Origin of the sequence: Dactylosporangium sp. NPDC006015 (genome assembly GCF_040614215.1) — a bacterium.
Classification (GTDB): domain Bacteria; phylum Actinomycetota; class Actinomycetes; order Mycobacteriales; family Micromonosporaceae; genus Dactylosporangium; species Dactylosporangium maewongense.
Genome location: NZ_JBEXUD010000003.1, coordinates 257,574 through 280,236, shown reverse-complemented (window position 1 = coordinate 280,236; position 22,663 = coordinate 257,574). Strand labels below are relative to the sequence as shown.

23 protein-coding genes are annotated in these 22,663 nt (G+C 70.5%); 16 read left to right on the top strand and 7 right to left on the bottom strand.

Annotated features, from left to right (window positions below):
- The first annotated feature begins 5 nt into the window (after nt 1-5).
- From ABZ321_RS07525 to ABZ321_RS07500, 6 genes are all read left to right on the top strand, one after another.
- Nucleotides 6-2,261: an immune inhibitor A domain-containing protein gene (locus ABZ321_RS07525; RefSeq protein ID WP_344501062.1), complete on the top strand. Its 2,256-nt coding sequence runs from the start codon at nt 6-8 to the stop codon at nt 2,259-2,261.
- A gap of 62 nt (nt 2,262-2,323) precedes the next feature.
- Nucleotides 2,324-2,788 (top strand): hypothetical protein, encoded by a 465-nt coding sequence (locus ABZ321_RS07520; RefSeq protein WP_354890010.1) that lies wholly within the window; start codon nt 2,324-2,326, stop codon nt 2,786-2,788.
- 34 nt (nt 2,789-2,822) lie between these two features.
- Nucleotides 2,823-3,320, top strand: a complete 498-nt coding sequence (locus tag ABZ321_RS07515; RefSeq protein WP_344501066.1) for a redoxin domain-containing protein — start codon at nt 2,823-2,825, stop codon at nt 3,318-3,320.
- Complete coding sequence (locus ABZ321_RS07510) at nt 3,317-3,871, top strand: thioredoxin domain-containing protein (RefSeq protein WP_344501068.1); 555 nt, start codon at nt 3,317-3,319, stop codon at nt 3,869-3,871. The genes ABZ321_RS07515 and ABZ321_RS07510 overlap by 4 nt, the downstream gene beginning before the upstream one ends.
- A 449-nt stretch (nt 3,872-4,320) precedes the next feature.
- Nucleotides 4,321-4,947 carry a GPP34 family phosphoprotein gene (locus ABZ321_RS07505; RefSeq protein WP_354890007.1) on the top strand — a complete coding sequence of 209 codons (627 nt, stop codon included), beginning with the start codon at nt 4,321-4,323 and terminating at the stop codon, nt 4,945-4,947.
- A gap of 44 nt (nt 4,948-4,991) precedes the next feature.
- Nucleotides 4,992-6,497: an APC family permease gene (locus ABZ321_RS07500; protein ID WP_344501072.1), complete on the top strand. Its 1,506-nt coding sequence runs from the start codon at nt 4,992-4,994 to the stop codon at nt 6,495-6,497.
- Between the two features lie 87 nt (nt 6,498-6,584).
- Here the strand turns inward: ABZ321_RS07500 and ABZ321_RS07495 are convergent, their stop codons facing one another.
- The 3 genes from ABZ321_RS07495 to ABZ321_RS07485 all read right to left on the bottom strand — a co-directional run bounded on the left by ABZ321_RS07495 (nt 6,585) and on the right by ABZ321_RS07485 (nt 9,096).
- Nucleotides 6,585-6,779: a hypothetical protein gene (locus ABZ321_RS07495; protein ID WP_344501074.1), complete on the bottom strand. Its 195-nt coding sequence runs from the start codon at nt 6,777-6,779 to the stop codon at nt 6,585-6,587.
- Entirely contained in the window at nt 6,776-7,846 is a 1,071-nt protein-coding gene (locus ABZ321_RS07490; RefSeq protein WP_344501076.1) for a LacI family DNA-binding transcriptional regulator, read from the bottom strand. The genes ABZ321_RS07495 and ABZ321_RS07490 overlap by 4 nt, the downstream gene beginning before the upstream one ends.
- A gap of 140 nt (nt 7,847-7,986) precedes the next feature.
- The gene (locus ABZ321_RS07485) at nt 7,987-9,096 is read right to left on the bottom strand and encodes an MBL fold metallo-hydrolase (protein WP_344501078.1); all 1,110 of its coding nucleotides are present in this window, start codon (nt 9,094-9,096) and stop codon (nt 7,987-7,989) included.
- Nucleotides 9,097-9,398: 302 nt separating this feature from the next.
- Between ABZ321_RS07485 and ABZ321_RS07480 the strand changes: the two genes are divergently transcribed.
- Both ABZ321_RS07480 and ABZ321_RS07475 read left to right on the top strand, forming a co-directional pair.
- Nucleotides 9,399-10,865, top strand: a complete 1,467-nt coding sequence (locus ABZ321_RS07480; RefSeq protein ID WP_354890004.1) for a helix-hairpin-helix domain-containing protein — start codon at nt 9,399-9,401, stop codon at nt 10,863-10,865.
- Entirely contained in the window at nt 10,865-11,917 is a 1,053-nt protein-coding gene (locus ABZ321_RS07475) for an OmpA family protein (protein ID WP_354890002.1), read from the top strand. Before ABZ321_RS07480 ends, ABZ321_RS07475 begins: the two co-directional genes overlap by 1 nt.
- A gap of 58 nt (nt 11,918-11,975) precedes the next feature.
- Here the strand turns inward: ABZ321_RS07475 and ABZ321_RS07470 are convergent, their stop codons facing one another.
- Nucleotides 11,976-13,574, bottom strand: coding sequence for an alpha/beta hydrolase (locus ABZ321_RS07470; protein WP_344501084.1), 1,599 nt, complete (start codon nt 13,572-13,574; stop codon nt 11,976-11,978).
- A 371-nt stretch (nt 13,575-13,945) separates the two neighbouring features.
- On the opposite strand from ABZ321_RS07470, the gene ABZ321_RS07465 reads away from it, so the two are divergent.
- From ABZ321_RS07465 to ABZ321_RS07435, 7 genes are all read left to right on the top strand, one after another.
- Nucleotides 13,946-14,593, top strand: a complete 648-nt coding sequence (locus ABZ321_RS07465; protein ID WP_344501086.1) for a hypothetical protein — start codon at nt 13,946-13,948, stop codon at nt 14,591-14,593.
- A gap of 153 nt (nt 14,594-14,746) precedes the next feature.
- Nucleotides 14,747-15,265 carry a SigE family RNA polymerase sigma factor gene (locus ABZ321_RS07460; protein WP_344501088.1) on the top strand — a complete coding sequence of 173 codons (519 nt, stop codon included), beginning with the start codon at nt 14,747-14,749 and terminating at the stop codon, nt 15,263-15,265.
- Entirely contained in the window at nt 15,262-16,434 is a 1,173-nt protein-coding gene (locus ABZ321_RS07455; RefSeq protein WP_354889999.1) for a hypothetical protein, read from the top strand. The genes ABZ321_RS07460 and ABZ321_RS07455 overlap by 4 nt, the downstream gene beginning before the upstream one ends.
- Nucleotides 16,435-16,533: 99 nt before the next feature.
- Entirely contained in the window at nt 16,534-16,788 is a 255-nt protein-coding gene (locus ABZ321_RS07450) for a hypothetical protein (protein ID WP_354889997.1), read from the top strand.
- A 425-nt stretch (nt 16,789-17,213) separates the two neighbouring features.
- Nucleotides 17,214-17,741: a hypothetical protein gene (locus ABZ321_RS07445; protein WP_354889996.1), complete on the top strand. Its 528-nt coding sequence runs from the start codon at nt 17,214-17,216 to the stop codon at nt 17,739-17,741.
- Nucleotides 17,742-18,185: 444 nt separating this feature from the next.
- Nucleotides 18,186-18,947 carry an RNA ligase family protein gene (locus ABZ321_RS07440; protein WP_344501092.1) on the top strand — a complete coding sequence of 254 codons (762 nt, stop codon included), beginning with the start codon at nt 18,186-18,188 and terminating at the stop codon, nt 18,945-18,947.
- Entirely contained in the window at nt 18,944-20,074 is a 1,131-nt protein-coding gene (locus tag ABZ321_RS07435) for an AAA family ATPase (protein WP_354889994.1), read from the top strand. Before ABZ321_RS07440 ends, ABZ321_RS07435 begins: the two co-directional genes overlap by 4 nt.
- On the opposite strand, the gene ABZ321_RS07430 is transcribed toward ABZ321_RS07435, so the two are convergent.
- The 3 genes from ABZ321_RS07430 to ABZ321_RS07420 form a co-directional block, all read right to left on the bottom strand.
- Nucleotides 20,064-20,798 carry a hypothetical protein gene (locus tag ABZ321_RS07430; protein WP_344501095.1) on the bottom strand — a complete coding sequence of 245 codons (735 nt, stop codon included), beginning with the start codon at nt 20,796-20,798 and terminating at the stop codon, nt 20,064-20,066. The two genes, ABZ321_RS07435 and ABZ321_RS07430, sit on opposite strands and share 11 nt — an antisense overlap.
- An 81-nt stretch (nt 20,799-20,879) precedes the next feature.
- Nucleotides 20,880-21,158 (bottom strand): hypothetical protein, encoded by a 279-nt coding sequence (locus ABZ321_RS07425; RefSeq protein WP_344501096.1) that lies wholly within the window; start codon nt 21,156-21,158, stop codon nt 20,880-20,882.
- A gap of 29 nt (nt 21,159-21,187) precedes the next feature.
- Entirely contained in the window at nt 21,188-21,469 is a 282-nt protein-coding gene (locus ABZ321_RS07420) for a hypothetical protein (protein WP_344501097.1), read from the bottom strand.
- 151 nt (nt 21,470-21,620) lie between these two features.
- Here ABZ321_RS07420 and ABZ321_RS07415 point away from each other — a divergent pair, with 151 nt between their 5' ends.
- On the top strand, nt 21,621-22,658 hold the full coding sequence (locus tag ABZ321_RS07415; RefSeq protein ID WP_354890212.1) for a phosphatase domain-containing protein: 1,038 nt from the start codon (nt 21,621-21,623) through the stop codon (nt 22,656-22,658).
- Nucleotides 22,659-22,663: the final 5 nt, after the last annotated feature.

Sequence of the window (22,663 nt, the reverse complement as noted above, 5' to 3'; positions counted from 1 at the left end):
ACGAGTTGCCGAACCCGTTGGAGGACAAGCGGCGCGAATCCCGTGAGGTCGCGATCTCGCAGATCCTGAGCGGCCAGGCGACGCCGGAGAAGCGTGGATCGAGCACGGTCGTCAAGATCGGCAAGAAGGGCCAGGTCGGGAAGGGTGGCGACACCAAGACCAAGAAGGCCCGCGTCGACCAGTACGTCGAGCTGAGCCGCGAGAAGACCGACAAGATCTTCGTCGTCCTCGCCGAGTTCGGCAACCAGCGGCACCCGAGCTACCCGGACCAGGACACGAGCGCCGCCACCCCCGGGCCGACGGTGTTCGACGGGCCGCTGCACAACGCCATCCCGGAGCCGGACCGGTCGGTCGACAACTCGACCCTCTGGGAGCAGGACTTCAGCCAGCAGTACTTCTACAACAAGTACTTCGCGACCGGCAGCGGCGCGGAGTCCCTGAAGACGTACTACGAGAAGCAGTCGTCAGGGCGCTACAGCGTCGACGGTCTGGTGACCGACTGGGTCAAGGTCCCGTACAACGAGGCCCGGTACGGCCGCAGCAACGGCTACCCGTGCGCCAGCAACGTCTGCAGCAACACCTGGAACCTGATCCGTGACGCGGTCGACGCGTGGGTCTCGGGCCAGAAGGCGCAGGGCAAGACCGACGCCGACATCGCCGCCACGCTCGCCTCCTACGACCAGTGGGACCGCTTCGACTACGACGGCGACGGCGACTTCAACGAGCCCGACGGCTACATCGACCACTTCCAGATCGTCCACTCCGGTGGCGACCAGGCCGATGGCGACCCGTACCAGGGCGAGGACGCGATCTGGAGCCACCGCTGGGCGGCGTTCCAGAACTTCACCAGCGGCCCGACGTTCAACCAGATGGGTGGCACGCAGATCGGCAACACCGGTCTGTGGATCCGTGACTACACGATCCAGCCCGAGAACGGCGGCCTGAGCGTGTTCGCGCACGAGTACGGCCACGACCTCGGCCTGCCGGACCACTACGACACCTCGGGCGCCGGCGGCAACGCCGAGAACCCGGTCAACTGGTGGACCATCATGGCGCAGAGCCGGGTCAGCAAGGCGGGCGACAACAACATCGGCGACCGGGCCGCCGACCTCGGCGCCTGGGACAAGCTGCAGCTCGGCTGGCTCGACTACGAGATCGTCGTGGCAGGGCAGAACAAGACGCTCGACCTCGGGCCCCACGAGTACAACAGCAACAAGGCCCAGGCCGTCGTCGTGGTCCTGCCGAAGAAGCAGATCGTCACCCAGCTGCCGACCCCGCCGGAAGGCACCAAGTCCTGGTGGAGCGGCTCCGGCGACAACCTCAACAACTCGCTGACCCGCAGCGTGGCGATCCCCGCCGGGACCACGACGCTGAGCTTCAAGGCGGCGTGGGACATCGAGGACTGCGGCCCCGACGCGTGTGACTACGCCTACGTCGAGGTGGACGACGGCACCGGCTTCAAGTCGATCCCGGGCACGATCACCACCGCCGCCGAGGGCAACGGCATCGACGGTGCCAGCAACGGCTTCGTGCCGGCGTCGTTCGACCTGTCCGCCTACGCGGGCAAGACGGTCGGCCTGCGGTTCCACTACTTCACCGACGGTGCCGCCGGCGGCATGGGCTTCTTCGCCGACGACATCAAGGTGACCAACGGCGCGACCACGGTCTTCGCCGACGGTGCCGAGGCCGGTGCCAACGGCTGGACCGCGGTCGGGTTCACCGCCGTGGGCAGCACGCTGACCACCGCCTACGACAACTTCTACATCGCCTCGAACCGCCAGTACACGTCCTGGGACCAGTACCTCAAGACCGGGCCGTACAACTTCGGGTTCGCGAGCAAGCCCGACCTCGTCGAGCACTTCGCGTACGAGCAGGGTCTGCTGGTCACGTACTGGGACACCTCGTTCTCGGACAACAACACCAGCCAGCACCACGGCGGCGGCCTGATCCTGCCGATCGACGCGCACCCGGACCTGGTCTACAAGCTGGACGGCACCCCGTGGCGTCCGCGCATCCAGGGCTACGACGCGACGTTCGGCCTGACCAAGGCCGGCTCGTTCTCGCTGCACTACGGCCCGAACAGCACCTCGAGCTACATCCGTGGCCAGAACGGTGTCGCCACGTTCGACGACAGCAAGAACTACTACCGTGAGGACCCCGCCACCAACACGTACTACGGTGTCAAGGTCCCCAACAACGGTGTGAAGATCAAGGTGCTGTCGACCAACGGCACCAGCGTGAAGGTCCGCATCACCGGCTGAGGTCCTAGCCGGTGATTCGACATCGCGCGGAACCGCGCGCGGCCGGAGGAGGTCCAAGTGCCATGAACAAAGCACTGGGCCTCCTCCTCGCCGTTTCCGCGCTGTCCCTGCCGGTCGCGTTGACCGGGTGCGCCGCGAAGTCCGCCGACAATGCCGCCGACACCGCCGCCGCGCCCGCGCCCTCCGTCTCGCCCGCGCCCTCGACGCCCGCGCCCTCCCCGTCGAAGTCCGCGCCCGGCCCGGACACCTCGGTGCTCACCACGCTGCCGTCCGGGGTGCCGAAGACCACCGCGCCGCACGAGCCGACCGACGACTTCTCCGTCCTCACCACCACCGGCCAGGTCCGCGTCGCCGGCGCCTGCGTCGAGCTGGTCACGGACAAGATGGTGTGGGTCCTGATCGGCCCGCCCGCCGCCGGGCTGCGCGCCGGCCAGCGGGTCAAGGTCACCGGCCTGCCCGACCCGGGCTTCGAGTCGCAGTGCACCGGCAGCCCGCTGAAGGTCACCACGGTCACCCCGTCGGAGTGACCCGCCCCGCCGCAGCCCGGCGAACCGTTGAGGAATGAGCGGTTCTGTATCCCCGGCGCTGCACGCAGGACAGCGTGCACCCGACTTCGAGTTGCCCGTCGCACCGGATCATCGGGTCGGCACGGCCCAGTACCGTGGCCGCCCGGCGGTGCTCGCCTTCTACCCGGCCGACTGGAGCCCCGTCTGCGGCGACCAGATGGCGCTGTACCAGGCGGTCATGCCCGAGTTCGAGCGCTACAACGCCGGCGTGCTGGGCATCTCCGTGGACAACGTCTGGTCGCATCGGGCGTTCGCGCAAGACCGGGGGATCACCTTTCCGCTGCTGGCCGACTTCGAGCCCAAGGGGCAGGTGGCCCGGCGGTACGGCGTCTACGACGATCGCGCGGGGGTCTGCGAGCGGGCCCTGTTCGTGCTCGACGGCGACGGCATGGTGGCCTGGAGCCAGGTCACGGCCGCCGGCGTCAACCCCGGCGCCGACGGCATCCTCAACGCGCTCGAAGGCCTCGACAGCGGACGGCGGCCGGTGCTGTGACCACGACCCCCTTCCAGGTGACGGTGGCCCGGCTGGTGGTGCCGGTCGGGCCCGACGAGCACGCGCAGGGCGAGGGTACGGTGTCGCTGGTCGAGTACGGCGACTACCAGTGCCCCTACTGCGGCATGGCGCACGCGATCGTGCGGGACCTGCTACGGCTGCGGCACGAGACGGTCCGCTACACGTACCGGCACTTCCCCCTCACCAACGTGCACCCCTACGCCGAGCTGGCCGCCGAGGTGGCGGAGGCGGCCGCGGCCAGAGGGCGGTTCTGGCCGGCGCACGACTGGCTCTTCGAGCACCAGCGCAGCATCAACCCGCGCCAGCTCATGGTCGGCGTCGAGCGGCTGGGCCTGCCGTCGGAGGAGATCGCCGACGAGGTCGGCGCGCACGTCCACCTCGACCGGGTCCGCCGCGACTTCGTCGGTGGGGTCCGCAGCGGGGTCAACGGCACGCCGACGTTCTTCATCAACGGGGTCCGCCACGACGGCGGGTACGCCCTGGAGGAGCTGCTCGAGGCGGTCGACGAGGCCGCCGAGGCGGCCACCTGACGCTTCCGCAACCGTGAGGCCGGCTCTCATTACGCGCTGTGTGGGAGCCGGCCGTCCGGCGTGTCCGGCGCCGACTACCCAGTGCGATATCGATCATTGACTTCTGTACCGCAATCAGCAGCGGATAAAGCTCAACAATGCCTCGGCCGTACGGATCCGAATGTTACCCAGGGTGTGAATGGGTGCCGTTTGGACCCGAATTACTGCACCTCACGCTCGGTAGCCTCCGCTGGCTGTGCCCGGCGTCAATATCACTTGTCTGAAGACAATCATTCAAAATCCTCATTACATAAGTTGCGGTGGCACTGTCCCGCAGTGCATGCTTTCGCGTTGGGTCCGTGAGATCTTTCGGATCCAAACTGAGCTGAAGACGGATGTGCGGTGACGGTTCGCGCCAGGCTGGGGTTCGTGGCGCGCTTCACCCTGCCCTCTTCGAGGAGTGCGGGCGGATGCTGCTTGCAGATGACTTCTTCCTGATCGCGCACGACGACAGGGACGGCCGGTCCCGTCTGTCGCAGCGGGCGGTCGAGCTCGGCCTCGCGGGAGCGATGCTCGGCGAGCTCGTCCTGGAGCAGCGGATCGTCTGCGAGGGCGCCCGGCTGCGAGTGATCAACCGGGATCCTCCGTCGGATCCGCTCGCCCACACCAACCTCGCCACCATGGTCGCGGAGACCCAGCACCGCGAGATCCGCACCTGGCTGCTCTTCCTCGGCCAGACCGCGGTCGACGCGGTCGGCCAGCGGCTCGCCCGCGTCGGCCTGGTCGAGCAGACCCAGGTGCGGCGGCTGCTGCGCACCACGACCCGGTGGGTGGCCACCGACATCAACCTGCCGGCCGGGCGGGTGGTGCGGCTGCGCCGCCTGCTCACCGGGCAGGAGCCGATGCGGGTCGCCGACACCACCCTTGCTGGCCTGGCCGACGCGACCGGGCTCACCGGTCACGTCCTGTGGGACACCGACCAGACCAGCATCAGAAGACTTCAACAAGCGGTGGGCGCACTGCCGCCACCGCTGCGCGACCTGATCCTCCAGGTCGAGGCGGCGGTCGGCGACTCGGTGCTGTCGCAGCGCGGCTAGCGGACTTTCCTCTCCCCTTCCCCCTCAAAACCCCTGGAGGACCGATGTCCGCAACGTCGCCTGCGCGACCGAGCGTGGTATCCCAGGCACTGGCCCGAGACCGTCTCGGCGTGCCGTCCGTCATCATGTTCGCCCTCACGGCGGCCGCCCCCCTCATGGTGGTCGGCGCCCTGGTCTCGTCGGCCTGGGGCTGGGTCGGCGTGACCGGCTTCCCGCTCGCGTTCGTCATCATCGCCGTGGTGCTGGCCGTGTTCAGCTTCGGCTACGTCGCCATGTCCCGGCACATCACCAACGCCGGCGCGTTCTACAGCTACATCTCCCAGGGCCTCGGCCGGCCGCTCGGCGTCGGCGGGTCCCTGGTCGCGCTGCTCGCCTACAACCTGCTGCAGATCGGCCTCTACGGCGCGTTCGGCTTCTACGCCTCGCTGATCCTGGCGGACAAGGCCGACCTGAATGTCGACTGGTGGATCCTGGCGCTCGCGCTGTGGCTGGTCATCGCCGTGCTCGGCCTGCTGCGGGTCGACGTCAACAGCAAGGTCCTCATGGTCCTGCTGGGCGCCGAGCTGATCGCCGTGACGATCTTCGACTTCATCTTCCTCAGCAACCCGGCCGAGGGCGGCGTCAGCCTCGAGCCGTGGAACTGGAGCTCGCTGAAGGACGCGGCCGGCCCGGCCTTCGCCGTCTGCGTCACCGCGTTCGTCGGCTTCGAGGCCGCCCCGGTCTTCGCCGAGGAGGCCAAGGGCAAGAACCGGACCGTCGCCGTCGCCACGTTCCTCGGCCTGGCCGTCATGGTCGTCTCGTACGCCGTCACCAGCTGGGCCGCCGCGGTCAGCATCGGCGTCGACGCCACCGTGCCGGCCGCGCAGGAGATGGCCGAGTCCGGCGGCCCGTTCTTCCCGACCCTCGCGGAGAAGGGCGGCGCCTGGGCCGCCGACCTCGGCCTCGTCCTGCTGACCACCAGCATCGCGGCCGCCGCCCTGAGCTACCACAACACGACCGCGCGCTACGCGTTCGCGCTCGGCCGCGAGCGGGTGCTCCCGGCGTTCTTCGGCCGCACCCGGGCCCGCTCCGGCGCCCCGTCGTCCGGCTCGATCTTCCAGACCGTGATCGCGCTCGTCGTGCTCGTGCTCTTCGCGGTCCAGGGCTGGGACCCGATGCTCAACCTGTTCTTCTGGCTGGGCACCTCCGGCGGCGTCGGCGTGCTGTTCCTGGTCTTCACGACCTCGCTGTCGGTCATCGGGTTCTTCCTGAAGGACGCCCGCGGCGAAGGCGCCTGGTCCCGGCTGATCGCGCCGATCCTGTCGTCGGTGGCACTCGGGTACATCATCTGGCTCGTCGTCGACAACTTCGGCGGCCTGCTCGGCTTCGCCCCCGGCACCGAGAACGCGGCCGTCTGGGCGTTCCCGGCGGCGTACGGTGCGGTCGCGGTCATCGGCGTCATCTGGGCGCTGATCCTGCGGGCCACCAGCCGGCAGGACTACGACGCGATCGGCCTCGGCGCCCGCGCCAGCGCCGCCCGGGCGGACACCCCGGACTACGCGGCGCTCTAGCCGCACACAGAAGGGCCCGGGGCGGTTGCCCCGGGCCCTTCTGTCGTTCAGGCGTGCTTCAGGTTTCGCGGCCGGTCCGGCCCCGCGTTACCCGTAGGTGAGGGCCGGCGTGGGCTCGACTCGGTCGGCCGCGCGGCGCAGCGTGCGCGCGGTGAAGTTGCGCATCTTGCCCATGGTGGCCGACTCGCGGCGACGGTCGTCGATGACGGGGGCGTTGGGCATGGCCGAGTTCGCCTCCAGGCGGACGGCCTCCAGCGACATGATCAGGGCGATCGGGGTCATGACTTCTCCTTGGCAGTGTTGGGTCCGGTGGTCGACCTGACCACCAGGGATACGGGCAGCGTCAGGCGACGCAGCGCCGGGTCTTCGGGCGGGTCGAGCAGCAGCTCTCCCGCGAGCCGCCCGCGCTCGACGCTGGGCTGGCGGATGGTGGTGAGCCCGGCGGCGTCCGCCTCCGGGATGTCGTCGAAGCCGGTGACCGAGACGTCCCGGCCGGCCTGCAGGCCCCGCACCCGCAGCGCGTCGAGCACGCCGAGGGCCAGGACGTCGGAGGTGCACAGGATCGCGGTCGCCCGGTCGAGCCGGTCGAGCGCGTGGGCCGCCGCCTCGGCGCCCTCCTCGCGCTGGTTCGCGGCCGCGTTGATCAGCACGACCCGCTCCCACGGCACGCCCGCGGCCAGGAACGCGTCGCGGAAGCCGCGGACCCGCTCGCCGGTCACGTAGTAGCGCAGGTCGTCGGGGTCGGCGTGCACCTGGCTGGTGACGCCGTCGTCGACGATCCAGTGCGCCACCACGGCGATGTCGCGGTGGCCGAGGTTGACGATGTGCTCGCCCAGCCGGCGGGCCGCCGCGCGCTCGTCGATGCCGACGTAGCTCGCCTCCGGCCCGAACGCCTGCGGGTCCTCACCGATCACGATCGGCACGCCGCGGGAGCGCACGAGCTCCAGCGCCGAGTGCCAGTCGGGCACGCAGTAGAGGCAGAAGGCGTCGACGGCGGCATTGCTGATGACGCGCCGGCCGGCCGCCTCGTCCTTGGGCAGGTTGAGCAGCAGCAGCGAGGTCTCCCGCGCCGAGGCCGCCTCCGCGAGCCCGCGCAGGTAGGCCACCGCGTAGGGGTCGGTGAACGCCATCGACAGGTTGTCGGTCAGCAGCACACCGATCGCGTTGACCTTGCCGCTGCGCAGCGAGCGCGCCGTCGGGTTGGGCCCCGAGTAGCCGAGCCGCTGGGCCGCGGAGAGGATCCTGGCGCGCAGCTCGGGGGAGAGCTGATCCGGCCGGCTGTAGGCATTGGACACCGTGCTGCGTGACACGCCGAGCTCGTCGGCGATGGTCTGCAACGTCGCCTTCATGGTCGGGCTCCTCCCTTCTCTGCATCGATCCAGTTCCTTCTGTATCGATACAGTACGTCGGGAGGCCGCCTATCCGCCAGCCTTTTGTCGGGTCCTTGCATGTGTGCCCCGACACGTGCCCTGAGCTGCTCGTTTAATCCTTACGCAATGGGGCGCCACCACGGTTCAACTGACGGCAACGCGTCGATGTTGAGCCGGTCACCTGGTCGCGGGATCGCGAGCGTGATGTCCCGCGCGGCGGCCTCGTCCAGCAGCCGCTCGACCGGCTCCGACCACGCGTGCACCGCCAGGTTGAACGTGCACCAGTGCAGCGGGATGAGCACCCCGGCCCGCACGTCGAGGTGCGCGCTCGCCCCGTCCTCGGGCTTCATGTGGATGTCCGGCCACGCGTCGCCATACGCACCGACCTGGATCAGCGACACGTCGAACGGCCCGTGCTGCTCGCCGATCTCCTTGTAGCCGCCCCAGTAGCCGGAGTCGCCCGTGTAGAACACGCTGCGCCGCTCGCCCTTGACCGCCCACGACGCCCACAGCGTGCCGTCGCGGGTGAACCGGCGGCCGGAGAAGTGCCGCGCCGCCGTGGCGGTCAGCCGGACGTGCCGGACCTCCACCGACTCCTCCCAGTCCAGCTCGATGATCCGGTCCAGCGGCACACCCCAGCGCTCCAGGTGCGCGCCGACGCCCAGCGGCACCAGGAACGGCGCCTGCTGCGTCCTGGCGAGCGCCTTGATCGACGCCAGGTCCAGGTGGTCGTAGTGGTCGTGCGAGATGACGATCGCGTCTATCCTCGGCAGCTCCTCCAGCCCCAGCGGCATCGGGTGCAGCCGCTTCGGCCCCACGAACGACGTCGGCGAGCACCGCTCGCTCCACACCGGGTCGAACAGCACCCGCACGCCCTCGACCTCCGCCAGCGCCGTCGAGTGCCCCAGCCACGTGACGTGCAGGTCGCCGTCCTGCTTCGCGGGGAACACCGGCCGCACCACCGGGATCACTCCCCTCGGCCGCCGCGGCTGCTGGCCGAAGATCAGCTGGCGGAACGCGTCGGCCATCGCGCCGTCCGGCAGGGCCTCGGCCGGCACCGGGTTGACGAACTTGCCGTCCCCGAACTGCGGGGAACGCCGCATCCGCTCCGCCCTCGCCCCCGACGCGACCGCTCCGAGCTGCGCCGGAAGGTCACGCAGCGCCCACGCCACCCCACCCGCCGCAGCCGCGACCGCCGCCAAGGTCAGGACCCGTGTCGTCTTGCCCATCCTTCGTCGACCTCCAGTTCACCCGCCATGTCGTGAGCTTCAGCACCAAGCTTTCCATCGGCACCACATCAACGGTTGCACGGATTTTCCGCCGTCCTGGCGGTCACGCCCCGTCACATGCCCTCTCATCAGCGCAAATGCTCCGCAACCTTTTCCCGCGCCCCGCCCGCGCCCGCCGTGATCGAACAGAACCGGCAGGTCGCGCCGTCTTTCCGGCTCTGTTGCGAAGCCATTGAGGTATGGAAAGCTGCCCGCAAACTTCCCCCATCACGCGTCGGTCACTTTCCCCCCGGAGGCCCGTCGTGACCTGGTTCATCAACCAGTCACTGTTGTTCATCATCGTTGCGTTCCTCCTCGGCCTGCTCGTCGGTTACCTCTGGTGGGGCCGTCAGGTGCGCCGGATCCGTTCCGAGGAAACCACCACCACCCCCGCGACCCCCCAACCCCTCGTCGCCGCCGCGCCGGCCGAGCCCGTCGCCGAGTCGGCCGCGGAGCCGGCGCCCGTCGCCGACGCCGAGCCCGTCGCGGAGTCAGCGCCTGTCGCCGACCCCGAGCCCGCTGCCGAGCCCATTGCCGAGCCCGTCGCGGAGCCCGAGCCCGAGCCGGTCGCGCTCGCGAAGTCCGAACCCGTCGCGGAGGCCGACCCCGAGCCCGAACCGGTCGCGGCTTCCGCGGCCGAGCCGCTGCCGGCCGAGCCCGCGGCAGCAGACCCGGTCGTCGAGGACCCGGCGCCCGTCGCGGTCGAGGAGACCGAGCCGGCCGCCGAGGTCGAGCCCGAACCCGCTGCCGAATCCGAAACTACTCCCGACCCCGAGCCGGTCGCCGCGGCCGAGACGCCCGCTGTGGACAACCCGGTCGTTGTGGATGACGAGCTGGTCGCCGAGGTCGAGTCCGCGTTCGCGGCGGTGCCGGTCCTCGGGGACGAACCCGAGGCGGCGGAAGCGCCCAAGGCCGAGGACGACCTCGCCAGGATCGAAGGCATCGGCCCCAAGATCGCCGCGGCGCTGAAGGCGGCGGGCATCACCACCTATGCCGAATTGGCCGGTGCCGAGCGGTCCGCCTTGGAGGACGCGCTCGCCAACGCCAATCTGCGATTCGCACCGAGCATCGGCTCGTGGAGCCGCCAGGCGCGTCTCCTCGCGGACGGCGACGAGGCAGGATTCAAGGAGCTCACGGACTACCTGATCGCCGGTCGTGAGCCGACCCCCAAGAAGCCCGTCGTGGCACCGGATCCCGTTGCCGCGGTCGAGCCCGTACAGGAGCCGCAACCCGAGCCGGAGCCGGAGCCGGTTGCCGGGATCGCCCCCGAGCCGGAGCCCGAACCGGTCGTCGCACCCGAGCCGGAACCGGTCGTCGCACCCGAGCCGGAGCCGGTCGTCGCACCCGAGCCGGAGCCGGTCGTCGAGGCAGAGCCGGAGCCGGTCGTCGCGGCGGTGGTCGTGGACGACGGGCCGCCGGACGACCTGCAGCGGATCGAGGGGATCGGCCCGAAGATGTCGGCCGCGCTCCTCGCCGCCGGCATCCGGACCTACGTGAAGCTCGCCGAGTCCGACGTGGACACGCTGCGCACCGCGATCGAGGCGGCCGACCTGCGGTTCGCCCCGAGCATCGTCACCTGGGCCCGGCAGGCGCGACTGCTCGCCGACGGCAAGGAAGAGGAGTTCAAGGAGCTGACCGACTGGCTGATCGCCGGCCGGGAGCCGACCGCGAAGCCTCCGCTCGGCGGCACCGCCGAGACCGCCGCCGGCAGCGACGCCGGGTCCGCCTGATGGCGGGCACGACGACGACCCGGACCGTGCGGCACGAGCTGCGCAGGGTCAACCCGGTGGTGCCGATCGTCGTCGGCGTGGTCGGGCTGGCCGCGCTCGCGGCGGGCATGGAGGTGCCCTTCCGGCACCACGTCGAGAACGTGCTGACCGACCACACGAAGGTCGCGCTGAGCAACGCCGGGATCGACGCGCAGGTGTCGTTCACGGGGCGGGACGGCACGGTGCGCGTCGGCTCCGCCGACGAGAAGCAGCAGGCCGAGGACGTCTCGCGCGCCGTGGAGGGCGTACGGGTCGTGACGGTGATCGCGCCGCCGAAGGTCGAGGTGCCGCCGTCGCCGGTCGCGGTGAAGTTGCTCGTCGACGCGGGGAAGGCGACGCTCACCGGTACGGTGGCCGACGACGCCGCCAAGTCGGCGCTCGCCGACGCGGTGAAGACGGCCTTCGGCAGCGAGAACGTGCTCGACGAGGTGACCGTCGACGCCAAGCGCAGCACCGACGGCGTCAAGATCGCGGCGCTGGCGCCGGTGCTCGTCGCGCTCGGCAAGGAGACCAAGGCCGGGGTCGTCGACCTGCAGGGCGGCACGGTGACGCTGACCGGCACCGTGGTGTCGCAGGCGGTCAAGGCCCAGGCCGAGCAGGCGGCCCGCGAGGTCACCGGCATCGTGCGCAACGAGCTGGCGATCGGCGAGGCCAAGGCCGAGCAGGTGCAGACGCAGCTGGTGGCGCTGCCGACGGTCGAGTTCGAGAACGACAAGGCGACGCTGACCCAGCAGGGCCAGGCGGTCGTCGCCAACGTGGCCTCGATCCTGAAGGCCAACCCCAGCATCCGGATCAGCATCGAGGGCCACACCGACAGCACCGGCACCGAGGCGAGGAACCAGACGCTGAGCGAGGCCCGTGCCAAGACGGTCCTCGACACGCTGGTCGCGCTGGGCATCGCGCCCGAGCGGCTGACCTCGAAGGGCTTCGGCGAGTCCCGCCCGAAGGTCCCCGACACCAGCGACGCCGCCAAGGCGATCAACCGCCGGGTCGAGTTCATCGTCCAGCAGTAGCTCCTGTACGAAAGCGGGGCCCCCGGTTCTCCGGGGGCCCCGCTGTTTGTAGCGCGATCTAGTGGTGCACGGGGTACAGCGGCGCGCGCACCGCGCTGCTGTCGGCCCGCAGCGACTTCGCCTGCAGCGAGACCTCGGTCGGGTCGGGCTGCGGCAGCGGGTCGCAGGTGGCGTCGGCCTTGTCGCCCTGCTTGCGGGCCGGCAGCTTGCCGGTCGCGAGATAGTCGGCGATCACGTTGTCGACGCACTCGTTGCCGTTGAGCGAGTTGGCGTGCGTGGTCTGGCCGACCTCCGCCAGCAGCGCGCTGTTGGGGAAGCGGCGGCGCGCCTCGAGGCTGCCCTCGAACGGCGTGGCGGCGTCCAGCGTCGTGCCGACGAACAGCACGCTCTGGACCTTCGAGCCGTCGACCTTGACCGGCTTGGACACCTTGCCGGGCCAGAAGAGGCACGGCGCGTTGTACCAGGCGTTGTCCCAGGTCATGAACGGAGCCTTGAGGAACGTGCGCCAGTTGTCGCGCTCCCAGGTGTTCCAGCTCTGCGGCCACTGGGTGTCGGTGCACTGCACCGCGTTGTAGACCGCGAAGCCGTTGTCGTCGCCGGGGGCGACGTAGTTCTCGTACGCCGCGACGATGAGGTCGGTGTTCTTGTCGTTGGCCCAGCCGGCGAACGCCTCGGCCAGCTCCAGCCACGTCGACTGGTAGTAGCCGGCGTACAGGAAGATGTCGGCGAACTCGTCCGCGCCGACCACGCCGCCGGCCGGCTTGCTGCGGAGCTTGTTCTGCTCCGCGTACCAGCGCAGCTGCACCTCGGTGCCGGTCTTGCCCAGGTGGTAGACCGAGTCGTACTTGGCGACCCAGTCGAACCAGATGCGCTCGTTGCGCTCGAAGTTCACGTCCTGGTCCAGGTTCGCCTGGTACCAGACCTTGCGCACGTCGACGTTGCCGTCCAGCACCATGCGGCGCACCTGCTTCGGGTGCAGCGTGCCGTAGACCTGGCCGAGGTAGGTGCCGTACGAGAAGCCGTAGAAGTTGATCTGGCTGGCGCCGAGCGACTTGCGGATCGACTCCATGTCGTTGACGGAGTCCACCGTCGTCATGTGGTCCAGCAGCGCGCCGCCGGCCTTACCGCAGGCCTTGGCGTAGTTCTTGGACCGGTCGAGCCAGGTCTTCTCGATGCTCTGGTTCCACGGGATGTACTCCGGACGCGGACCGTTGAAGTAGTCGTTGTCGCAGGAGAGCGCGGGAACACTGGAGCCGACGCCGCGCGGGTCGAAGCCGATCCAGTCGTACGCCTGGCCGGCGCCGTTGGGGACGTACTCGCCCAGCACCGACAGCGTCAGCCCGGAGCCGCCGGGGCCGCCCGGGTTGACGAGCATGACGCCCTGGTAGTCCTTCGCGGCGACCTTCGCCTTGATCCGCGAGACGGCGATCTGGATCTTCTTGCCGTTGGGCTTGCTGTAGTCCAGCGGCACGTCGAGCAGGCCGCACTCGGCGCCCCGCCGCTGCAGGCCCGGGCTCTCGCACTGACCCCACGTGATCTTGGCGGCTCCCGCGGTGTCCGCACCGGGCGCGGCCGAGGCGCCGGTCGCCGGGACGACGACCAACGCCGTGGCCGCCGCGGTGAAGAGGGCGAGCCCCTTCACGGTCTTTCTCTCCACAAATCCTCCCAAATTTGCCCAAATGGGTGTATTCAGGCAGTTGATTCGGGCCAAACAATGTCACGCCGATCGTTTCGGGCGCGCCCGACGCGCGGAAGGCCGGCGACCCTTTCCTCCACCCGAGCAACTCCACCCCGCCGGGGCCCCCGTCCCAGGGCTGGCGGCCCCGGCTGCCCCCGCCCGGGAGCCGCCATCGTTAGGCCATGAATGATTCCGGTACAGTGGAAAATTGAATTCGAATTGGAGTCTTTGAATTGTCAAGCAACCACTATTCCGCCGGGAACGCAGACGGATAGCCGCTCGACCTCGGGTTTCCCCACCCGGAAGCTGGACGTGGTCGCGATGACCACGACACGAGGGGAGCATCAGTCATGGCCAACCAGAAGCCATCGAACCGGCTCAGCCGACGCGGCATCCTCACCGGAGCGGGAGCCGGCGGCGTGGCCGCGGTCGCCGCCGCGATGACCACCGCCACCCCGGCCGCCGCCGCCCCCGGCGACCCGGTCCTCCAGGGCGCCGACAACAACGCCGGCACCGAGTCCACCGTCCTGCGCTCGACCTCCGACGCCGCCACGCTCGACGTCCGCAACACCGCCACCGTCGCCGTCGACGCCACCGGCTTCGACGCGGGCGTCCTCGGGTACTCCTCGAACGGCAACGGCGTCATCGGCCGCAGCGACATCGGCTACGGCGTCATCGGCGTCGCCGGCGACCTCGGCGGCATCGGCGTCGTCGCCTCCGCCCCGGACGAGTACAGCAAGACCGCCCTCTCCGTCCGCGGCCAGACGCGCTTCAGCCGCAGCGGCCTGGCGACCGTGCCGGCCGGCGCCAGCAGCGTGACCGTCACCGGCCTGCACCTGTACGCCTCGACCCGCGCCCTCGCGCTCGCGCAGCGCAGCACCGCCGTCTGGGTGAAGGCGGCGGTGCCGAACCCGGCCACCGGCGAGCTCCGCCTGCACCTCAACGCCGCCGCCCCCGCCGGCGGCGTCCCGATCGCGTGGTGGCTGCTCGAGGCGTAGGCCATCCGTCCGTCCGGGCCTGTTCGGCTTTGGCCGTCCGGGCCTGTTCGGCTTTGGCCGTCCGGGCCCGGTTCGGCTTTGGTCGGACGGGCTGCCAACCTCAGAGACCGTTTCCCTCGTGTACCGGGGCGACACAGTCATGAGGGGGTGCCGGTGGACGATGAGGCAAGTTTCCGGGAGTTCGTTTCGGCACGGATCGGGCGCCTGTCACGGGTCGCGTACCTGCTGACGGGCGAGCACCACGCGGCCGAGGACCTGGTGCAGGTGACGCTCATCAAGGTGGCCCGGCACTGGCGCCGGGTGGTTCAAGGCGGCACGCCGGACGCCTACGTGCGGCGTGCGCTCTACCACGAGCACGTCTCGTCGTGGCGGAGCCGGCGCGGCCGGGAGGTGCTGGCCGCCGACCCGCCGGAGCGGGACATCGGGCGGGACGAGTCCGCCGACACGGTGCGCCGGATCGTGCTGCGCAACGCGCTGGCGAGGCTGGCGCCGGGACACCGTGCGGTGATCGTCCTGCGCTACTTCGAGGACCTGTCCGAGGCCGAGACCGCCGACACGCTCGGCTGCTCGGTGGGCTCGGTCAAGAGCCAGACCCATCACGCCCTCGCCCGGCTACGGGTCGTGGCTCCTGAACTGGTGGAACTCATCGAGGACTCGGAGGTGCCAGCATGATGTCCCTGAAGGATGCGCTGGTCGACGCGGCGGACGACGCACGCGTCTACGACGTGACCGACCGCGCCGTAAGGCTGGTCCAGCGCCGCCGGACGCTGACCCGGCTGGTGCCGGTCGCGGCGGCCCTGCTCGTGGTCGCCGGCCTGGTCGGCGTCGCCTGGCCGCTCAGCAACGGAGGCGGCCAGGAGCCGTCGACGGCCGCCGACGGCCTGCCACGGCAGCTGACCCTGGACAGGTCCGCGCCGGTGCTCCCCGAGGACCGCGGCGTCGGCCCGGCCGCGCTGGCCTTCCTGTACGACGACGGCGACCAGGGACGTTGGGCCCTGCTCGCCGCGGACGGCCGCCAGTACAAGGTGGACGGCCTGCGCGTGGACGGGATTTCGCCGGACGGCCGCTGGCTGCTGGTGCTCCGCTCCGAAGGATCCTGGGTGCTGCGGGACCTCACCGGCACCGCACGGCAGGAGTTCGCCGGCGTGGACACGAGCGCCGGCGCGAGCTGGTCCCCGGACAGCCGCCGGCTGGTGGTGCAGACCTCCAGCCGGTCCGGCGTCACGTACACCGTCGACCTCACCACCGGGGCCCGCAGCACGGCGCCGCCGGACCTGCCGCGCACCGCCCGGGTGTGTGCGGTGCGCAACTCGGGCGAGCTCCTGCTGTGCCCGCTGCCCGAGTCGTCCTTCTCCGGGCTGCGCCTGGCCGACGGCACGACCGGGCGGATCATCCGCGACATCCCCACGACCGACCTGGGCCTGCGCCCCACGGAGACGCTGCCCGAGTCCTTCGGAGCACCGATCCTGGACACGGACGACCGCACGCTGTTCATGCGCACCCACGACACGGCCGACCCGGGCTCGGCCGTCGGGCAGAACACCTTCCTCGTCGGGTTCGACCTCGAGACCGGCCGGCTCACCCACCGGTACCCACTGCCCGACGACATCCCAGGTGCCCAACGCCCCTCCAACGGCGGGTTCGAGCACGGCCAGCCGGACGCCCGCTACGTCCTCGGCGTCCACCCCGAAGGCCCGCTCCTGCTACACCTCACCCCGAGCGAAACCGACCCGTTCCACGTCGGCTCCGTGACCATCGAACTGATCACCCGCGACACCGGCAAACTGCACACCGTCACCCACGCTTCCAGCCCGATCGGCCTGATCCGCTACCCGGGCTGACCGCCGCAACACGACCCACCACGCGCCTGGCCGGACCCCCACCCGACCAGGCGCGTGGCGTGCCCCGCACCCGACCCCGATGAGCGAAAAACTAGATGCATGCATACCGATGCCCGCCGCCCGGCGTCACGATGGCTCATCGCCGTCGCCGTCCTCGCGGCGGCCGCCATGCTGGCCGTCATCACGGTGGTGCTGGTCGTCGCATTCAGATCCGGCCCCCGCAAGCTCCCCGAGCCCAGAATCCTGCGGTACTGCTCCGACCCAGCCACCCACCCACCAGCGAGCCGCTGCGCCGGCCTGCAACCCACCTCCGCCTTGCAATCGCACAGCTCAGCCCAGGCGAGCCAGCTGTGACCTGGCGTCAGCGACCTACGACCATCGGCGGTCGGCCACCACCTGACTGCGCACGCCAGCGAGCCGCTGAGGCAGGTTCAGGTGGCAATGGGTCTTGAGGGGGCGCGGGTGGAGCGCAGCTCCCCCGATGGGGAGCACGGCGAAGCCGTGCGCGGGGAATGACGGGCGCCCCGGCGAGCCGTCCCGAAGGGACGAGCGAGCAGGGGGCACCCAAGCCCGTGGGCCGCCAGGGACTCGAACCCTGAACCTACGGAGTCGCGGAGTGCGGTTTCGTTAAGCTGGATTCGTTGCTACACAACGGTTCTCGCTTCTCTGTGGTCCAGCTCCGGTGGGGTGCGTTGCTGTACTTTTGCTGCTGTACTTCCTGAGGGCATGCGACCTCTCAGGGTTATGCCGCGGCGGTGCACGCAAGCGCAGACCGTGCGGTGAAGCGCATCGACGCAACGAACGGGGATCTCATGGGAGTTGACCACTACTGGAGAAGGACGTCAGCGGAAGCAACCAGTGGCTACAGCCCCGAAAAGCTCCGTGACCTGGTCCCATCCGTGCACAGCGACCTGTTCGGCAGCGAACAGCGTCAGGGGGTCGTGGCCTGCGCCGAGGACACCGGCGACTTGATGAAGGCTCTGATCCGCTTCGGGGCGACCGACGCATCCCAGGCTCCGGCCGTGGAGCTGTTCAGACGTCTACCACGGGACTGGGACGAGGACTGGCTGGTTGGCATCATGCCCCCGGATGCCGTGCGTCAGGTGGCGGCATTTTTCGCTGAGGCCCCACTTGACCGCTGGGCTGAGGAACATCGTGCCGCGCTTGAAGCCGAGCTGGTGGAGCTGGGATGGGGAGGGGGGACCGTTCTGCTGCGGGACATGCTCAGAGATGCGCAGGCAGTCACGGAGGTCTTTCACGCCGCCGCCGCTGGCGGTGAAGCGGTCATCGTCAAGATTGACGCATAGCGTCAGGCCAGCGCCGACCTAAGCCCCGCCGGAACCCAGAGGCCCCCGGCTGGAGGCCCGCCGGAGGGGAGCGTAGAGACCGGTGTCTGGCGGGAGCCACGTGCAATGCGCCCGATGGACCCGAGTCATCGTCTGGCCGAGCTCCGACGAGCCGCGAGCCGACTGCTGTCTTTCAAGAGCGCGTCGTCCGGCCCGGACGTGGCGTCCCGGCCGGACGGGCTTATGGCGCCGACACTTGCGCCGGGCGCCGCTTGCACGCCGAGCCGGGCGACGCGCAGCAAGCGTGTCGAGTGCGGCCGTGACGAACAGGTAGGCCCGGTGACGGGTCTTGAGGGGGTGCGGGTGGAGCGCAGCTCCCCCGCTGGGGAGCGCGGCGGAGCCGTGCGCGGGGCACAGCGCAAAAACTGGTGTCGGGGGTTTGGGGCGGTCGGCTACAACGGTCAGGTGCTGCGCAAGTATCCGAGAACGCCTCACCTGCAGGGGTCCCGTCTGCAGCCGGGCGACCATGACCTGGCCCAGGTGCCGTTCGCGGAGCTGGTGGGGCGGCAGCTCGTCGTGGAGGAGAAGCTCGACGGGGCGAACTGTGCGGTCAGCTTCGACGCCGGTGGGGAGATGCTGCTGCAGTCCCGCGGCCACTACCTCACCGGAGGGCCGCGGGAGAAGCAGTTCGGGCCGTTGAAGGCGTGGGCCGCCACCGTCCGGTTCCTGCTGCAGCCGGTCCTGACCGACCGGTACGTCATGTACGGCGAGTGGCTCTACGCCAAGCACACCGTCTTCTACGACGCGCTGCCGCACCACTTCTGCGAGTTCGACGTGTTCGACCGGGAGACGGAGACGTTCCTGTCGACCGTGCGGCGCCGTGAGCTGCTCGAAGGGCTGCCCGTCAGCTCCGTGCCCGTGCTGCGCACCGGCCGCTTCGGCAAGCTCGCCGAGCTGACCGCGCTCGTCGGGCCCTCGACCTGCCGCACGCCGGGGTGGCGTGACGCGCTGCGCGAGGCCGCGGTCGCCGGCGGTGCCGACCCCGACCAGGTCGTCAAGGAGACCGACATGTCCGAGGACATGGAGGGGTTGTACCTGAAGCTGGAGTCCGCCGACGCGGTGCTCGGCCGGTACAAGTGGGTGCGGCCCAGCTTCCACACCGCGATCCTCGACTCCGGCAGCCACTGGCAGGACCGACCGATCGTCGCCAACCGGGTCGGCGCGTGAACGGCTTCGAACGGCTGTGCCCGGACGGTCCCGAGTGGACGGTGCCGTGGGACGCGGTCCGTGCCGAGTTCGACTGGGTCCGGCGGATGGACGGTGTGCCGCAGGACGCCGTGCACCACGCGGAGGGTGACGTCGCCACCCACACGCGGCTGGCGTGCGAGGCCCTCGCCGCGCTGCCGGCGTGGCGGGAGCGCCCGCGGGACGAGCGGGTCCGGCTCTTCGCCGCGGTCCTGCTGCACGACGCGGCGAAGCCGTTCTGCACCCAGGTCGAGGAGGACGGGCGGATCACCGCCCACGGCCACTCGCGGCGCGGCGACCTCATCGCGCGGCGGGTGCTGTGGGAGGCGGGCGTGCCGATCGCCTGGCGGGAGCACGTCGCCGCGCTGATCCGCCACCACCAGGTGCCGTTCTGGGCCCTGGAGCGGCCGCGCGGCGAGCTGGACCGGATCGTCCACCGGGTCAGCCTGCTGGCCCGCAACGACGACCTGGGGCTGCTGGCCACCGCCGACATCCTCGGCCGCGTCTGCGCCGACCAGGCCGGGATGCTCGACAACGTCGGGCTCTTCCTCCAGTACACCGGCGACGACGACTGCCTGGACAAGCCCCGGCGCTTCCCGTCGGACCACGCCCGCTTCACCTACTTCCGCAATCCGCTGCGGGAGGCGGACTACGCGGCCTACGACGACACCAGGGTCACCGTCACCGTCATGTCGGGGCTGCCCGGCTCCGGCAAGGACCACTGGATCGCGGCGAACCGCCCGGGCGTGGCCGTCGTCAGCCTCGACGGCTGGCGCGAGCGGCTCGGCGTCCAGCCCACGGGCGACCAGGGCCCGGTGATCGCCGCCGCGACCGACCAGGCCAAGGTGCTGCTGCGGGCTGGCACGCCGTTCGTCTGGAACGCCACCAACCTCACCCGCCAGCTGCGCGCCCGCTGCATCGGGCTGGTCGCCGACTACGGCGGCCGGGTCGAGATCGTCAGCGTCGAGGCGCCGCCCGACGTGATGCGCCGCCGCAACCGGGCCCGCCCGCGTCCGGTGCCGGACGGCGTGATCGACCGGATGGTGGGGCGCTGGGAGCTGCCCGACCCCACCGAGGCGCACCGGGTCGACTGGGTACTCAACGCCTGATGTTGGACGCCGAGGTAATGCGCTGGCGCTGCATCGCGAGGGCCTGCAGGGCGGAGGAGCGCACCAGCAGCAGCGGGTTGAGCGGCTCGTTGGCCGCGATGGGCTGGGCGTAGGGGCGGTTCCCCACCGACCAGCCGTCGTGCAGGTCGTACTCGACGGAGAAGCTGCGGTCGCGGGCCTTCGAGTAGTCCAGCAGGATGCCGGGGCCGAGCGCCCGGGTCGCGACCTCGCCGGCCATGTGCGGGATCGGCGAGAAGAAGAACGCGACCTTCGGGATCGGCTGGAACAGGTCCACGTCGATCAGGTCGAAGATGCCGACGGGCTGGTACATGCCGTGCGTGTCATGGATGCACAGGCCGGCGCCGAGCTCCATCCGCCCGGTGTTGTCGATCTCCATGTGGCCGGCCGGCCCGCCCGGCGTCACGATGCCGGCGCCGTCGTTGCCGGAGACCGTCAGGACGCTGCCCAGCGGCGCCGGGTAGTTGTGCGTCGGCACGATCTTCGTGCTCGGCGCCATGCCCTGGTGGCGCGCCGTGAACATGGAGTAGGTCTCCTGCCACGTCAGTTCGAGGTGGCGTTCGAGGTAGTGGACCGAGAGCCAGATCGTGGGGACGCCGCTCGCCGAGGTGGCGACCGCGTGGAGGCCGAAGAGCGCGAAGTGGTGGTCGCGCAGCTGATCGATCGTGGCCTCGTTCATGTCGATCGTGAGTTTGTGCTGCTCCACGGCAGTCCTCCAAGGTCCGACGGCGGTTGGTCCTCAGTGTGGAGCTGCTGCGTTGCACAATCGGGGCAATTCGCGAAATAGCTACGCGTTTCGCGCGGCGGTGATGACGACTCGGGCGGCCTGCTCCAGCTCGGCCCGGTCGGGCGCGAAGGCGTCGGCGATGTCCGGGTGAAGGCTCGATCTCGCGACCTCCAGCAACCGGGCGGCGACCTCGTCGGCGGACTCGCCGTGGTAGTCCTGCTCGACGATCTCGGCGGCGCGCTGCAACGCCGAGCTCAGCTGGGCTTCGAGAGGCTCCTGCAGCTTCTGCGCCGCCGGGCTGAGCTGAGCGTCGTCCAGAGAGACGTGAAGTTCGTGCATGCCCGCGCGTTACCCATGTCGCTCGATTTTCACGCGCTGCGCGTCAGCAGCGGCATCGACCTGGGTGCGTTGCGCCGGACGGGGTAGGTCGAGCGGACCATCGCCAGCGCCCACGCCATCCGCGCGACGGCGGTGTCCGGGTGGTCGCCGAACTCGCCCGCGACCTGCGCCGCGCAGCCCTGGATGCCGACCCGCCGCAGCGTGGTCGCCACCGCGGTGCGGATCTCGTCCCGCCTGGGTGCCTGGGAGCACTGCAGGTTGGAAACGAACAGTGCCTCGGCTCGTACCGCCTCGAATGTCGTGGTTGCCATCTTGACCCCTTGAAGGTGTGTTCCTGATAACACCAACGCTAGAAGCGAAGAGGGGGTTCAGGCTCCCGGATTTATGCCACGGTCGCGGAATTGTCACCCTACGTGTGCTGGTGCGGCGGGGTGGGCGCTGTGACAGGGTGATCCAGTGTCGTTGACCCCATCAGGTCCGGTCCGCCTGCACCGCGCCGCGCGCATCGAGGACGCCTTCCACGACGTGCTGGAGCGGCGGCTCCGGCTGCGCGGGTGGAAGGTCGCCGTCACCCCGTACACCGGCTACGGCGCCCCCGGCTGGGTCCGCGTCCTCGGCCGGGTCCTGCTGGCCCGCCTGGACCCGAAGCCCGGCAGGCGCCTCAAGAAGCTGCGCGGCTGGCGCTCGTTCACCGCCGTCTCCGTGGCCAACGCGCCCGTGCGGATCACGGCCGGGGGGCGCACCTGCGAGGTCCGCTGCGACCGTGGCGGCTTCATCGACACCGTCATCGAGGCCGACCTGGCCCCGGGCTGGGCGACGGTCACGCTGGAGAGCGAGGACAGCGCCCCGGTCGAGGCGCCGGTGAGGATCATCGACCCCTCCGTCCGCTTCGGCATCGTGTCCGACGTCGACGACACCGTCATGGTCACGACGCTGCCCCGCCCGCTGCTCGCCGCGTGGAACACGTTCGTCCTCGACGAGCACGCCCGGGCGTCCGTGCCGGGGATGGCCGTCCTGTACGAGCGGCTGGTCAACGCCAACCCCGGCGCTCCGGTCTTCTACCTCTCCACCGGCGCCTGGAACGTGGCGGCGACGCTCACCCGGTTCCTGTCCCGGCACCTGTACCCGGCGGGCCCGCTCCTGCTGACCGACTGGGGCCCGCAGCCCGACCGGTTCTTCCGCAGCGGCCAGGCGCACAAGCGGGCGTCGCTGGCCCGGCTCGCCTCGGAGTTCCCCGACATCCGGTGGCTGCTCGTCGGCGACGACGGCCAGCACGACCCCGAGATCTACGCGGAGTTCGTCGCCGAGCACCCCGACAGCGTCGCGGCGGTCGCGATCCGGCACCTCTCGCCGACCCAGGCCGTCCTCGCCGGCGGCTTCCCGACCCCGGTCGGCAGCGCCCGCCGCCTGCCCTCCTCCGCGGACGCCGCGCAGCGCTGGCTGCGCGCCCCCGACGGCGCCGGCCTGTGGCGCCTGCTGCGCGACACGGAGCTGCTGTAGTTAGT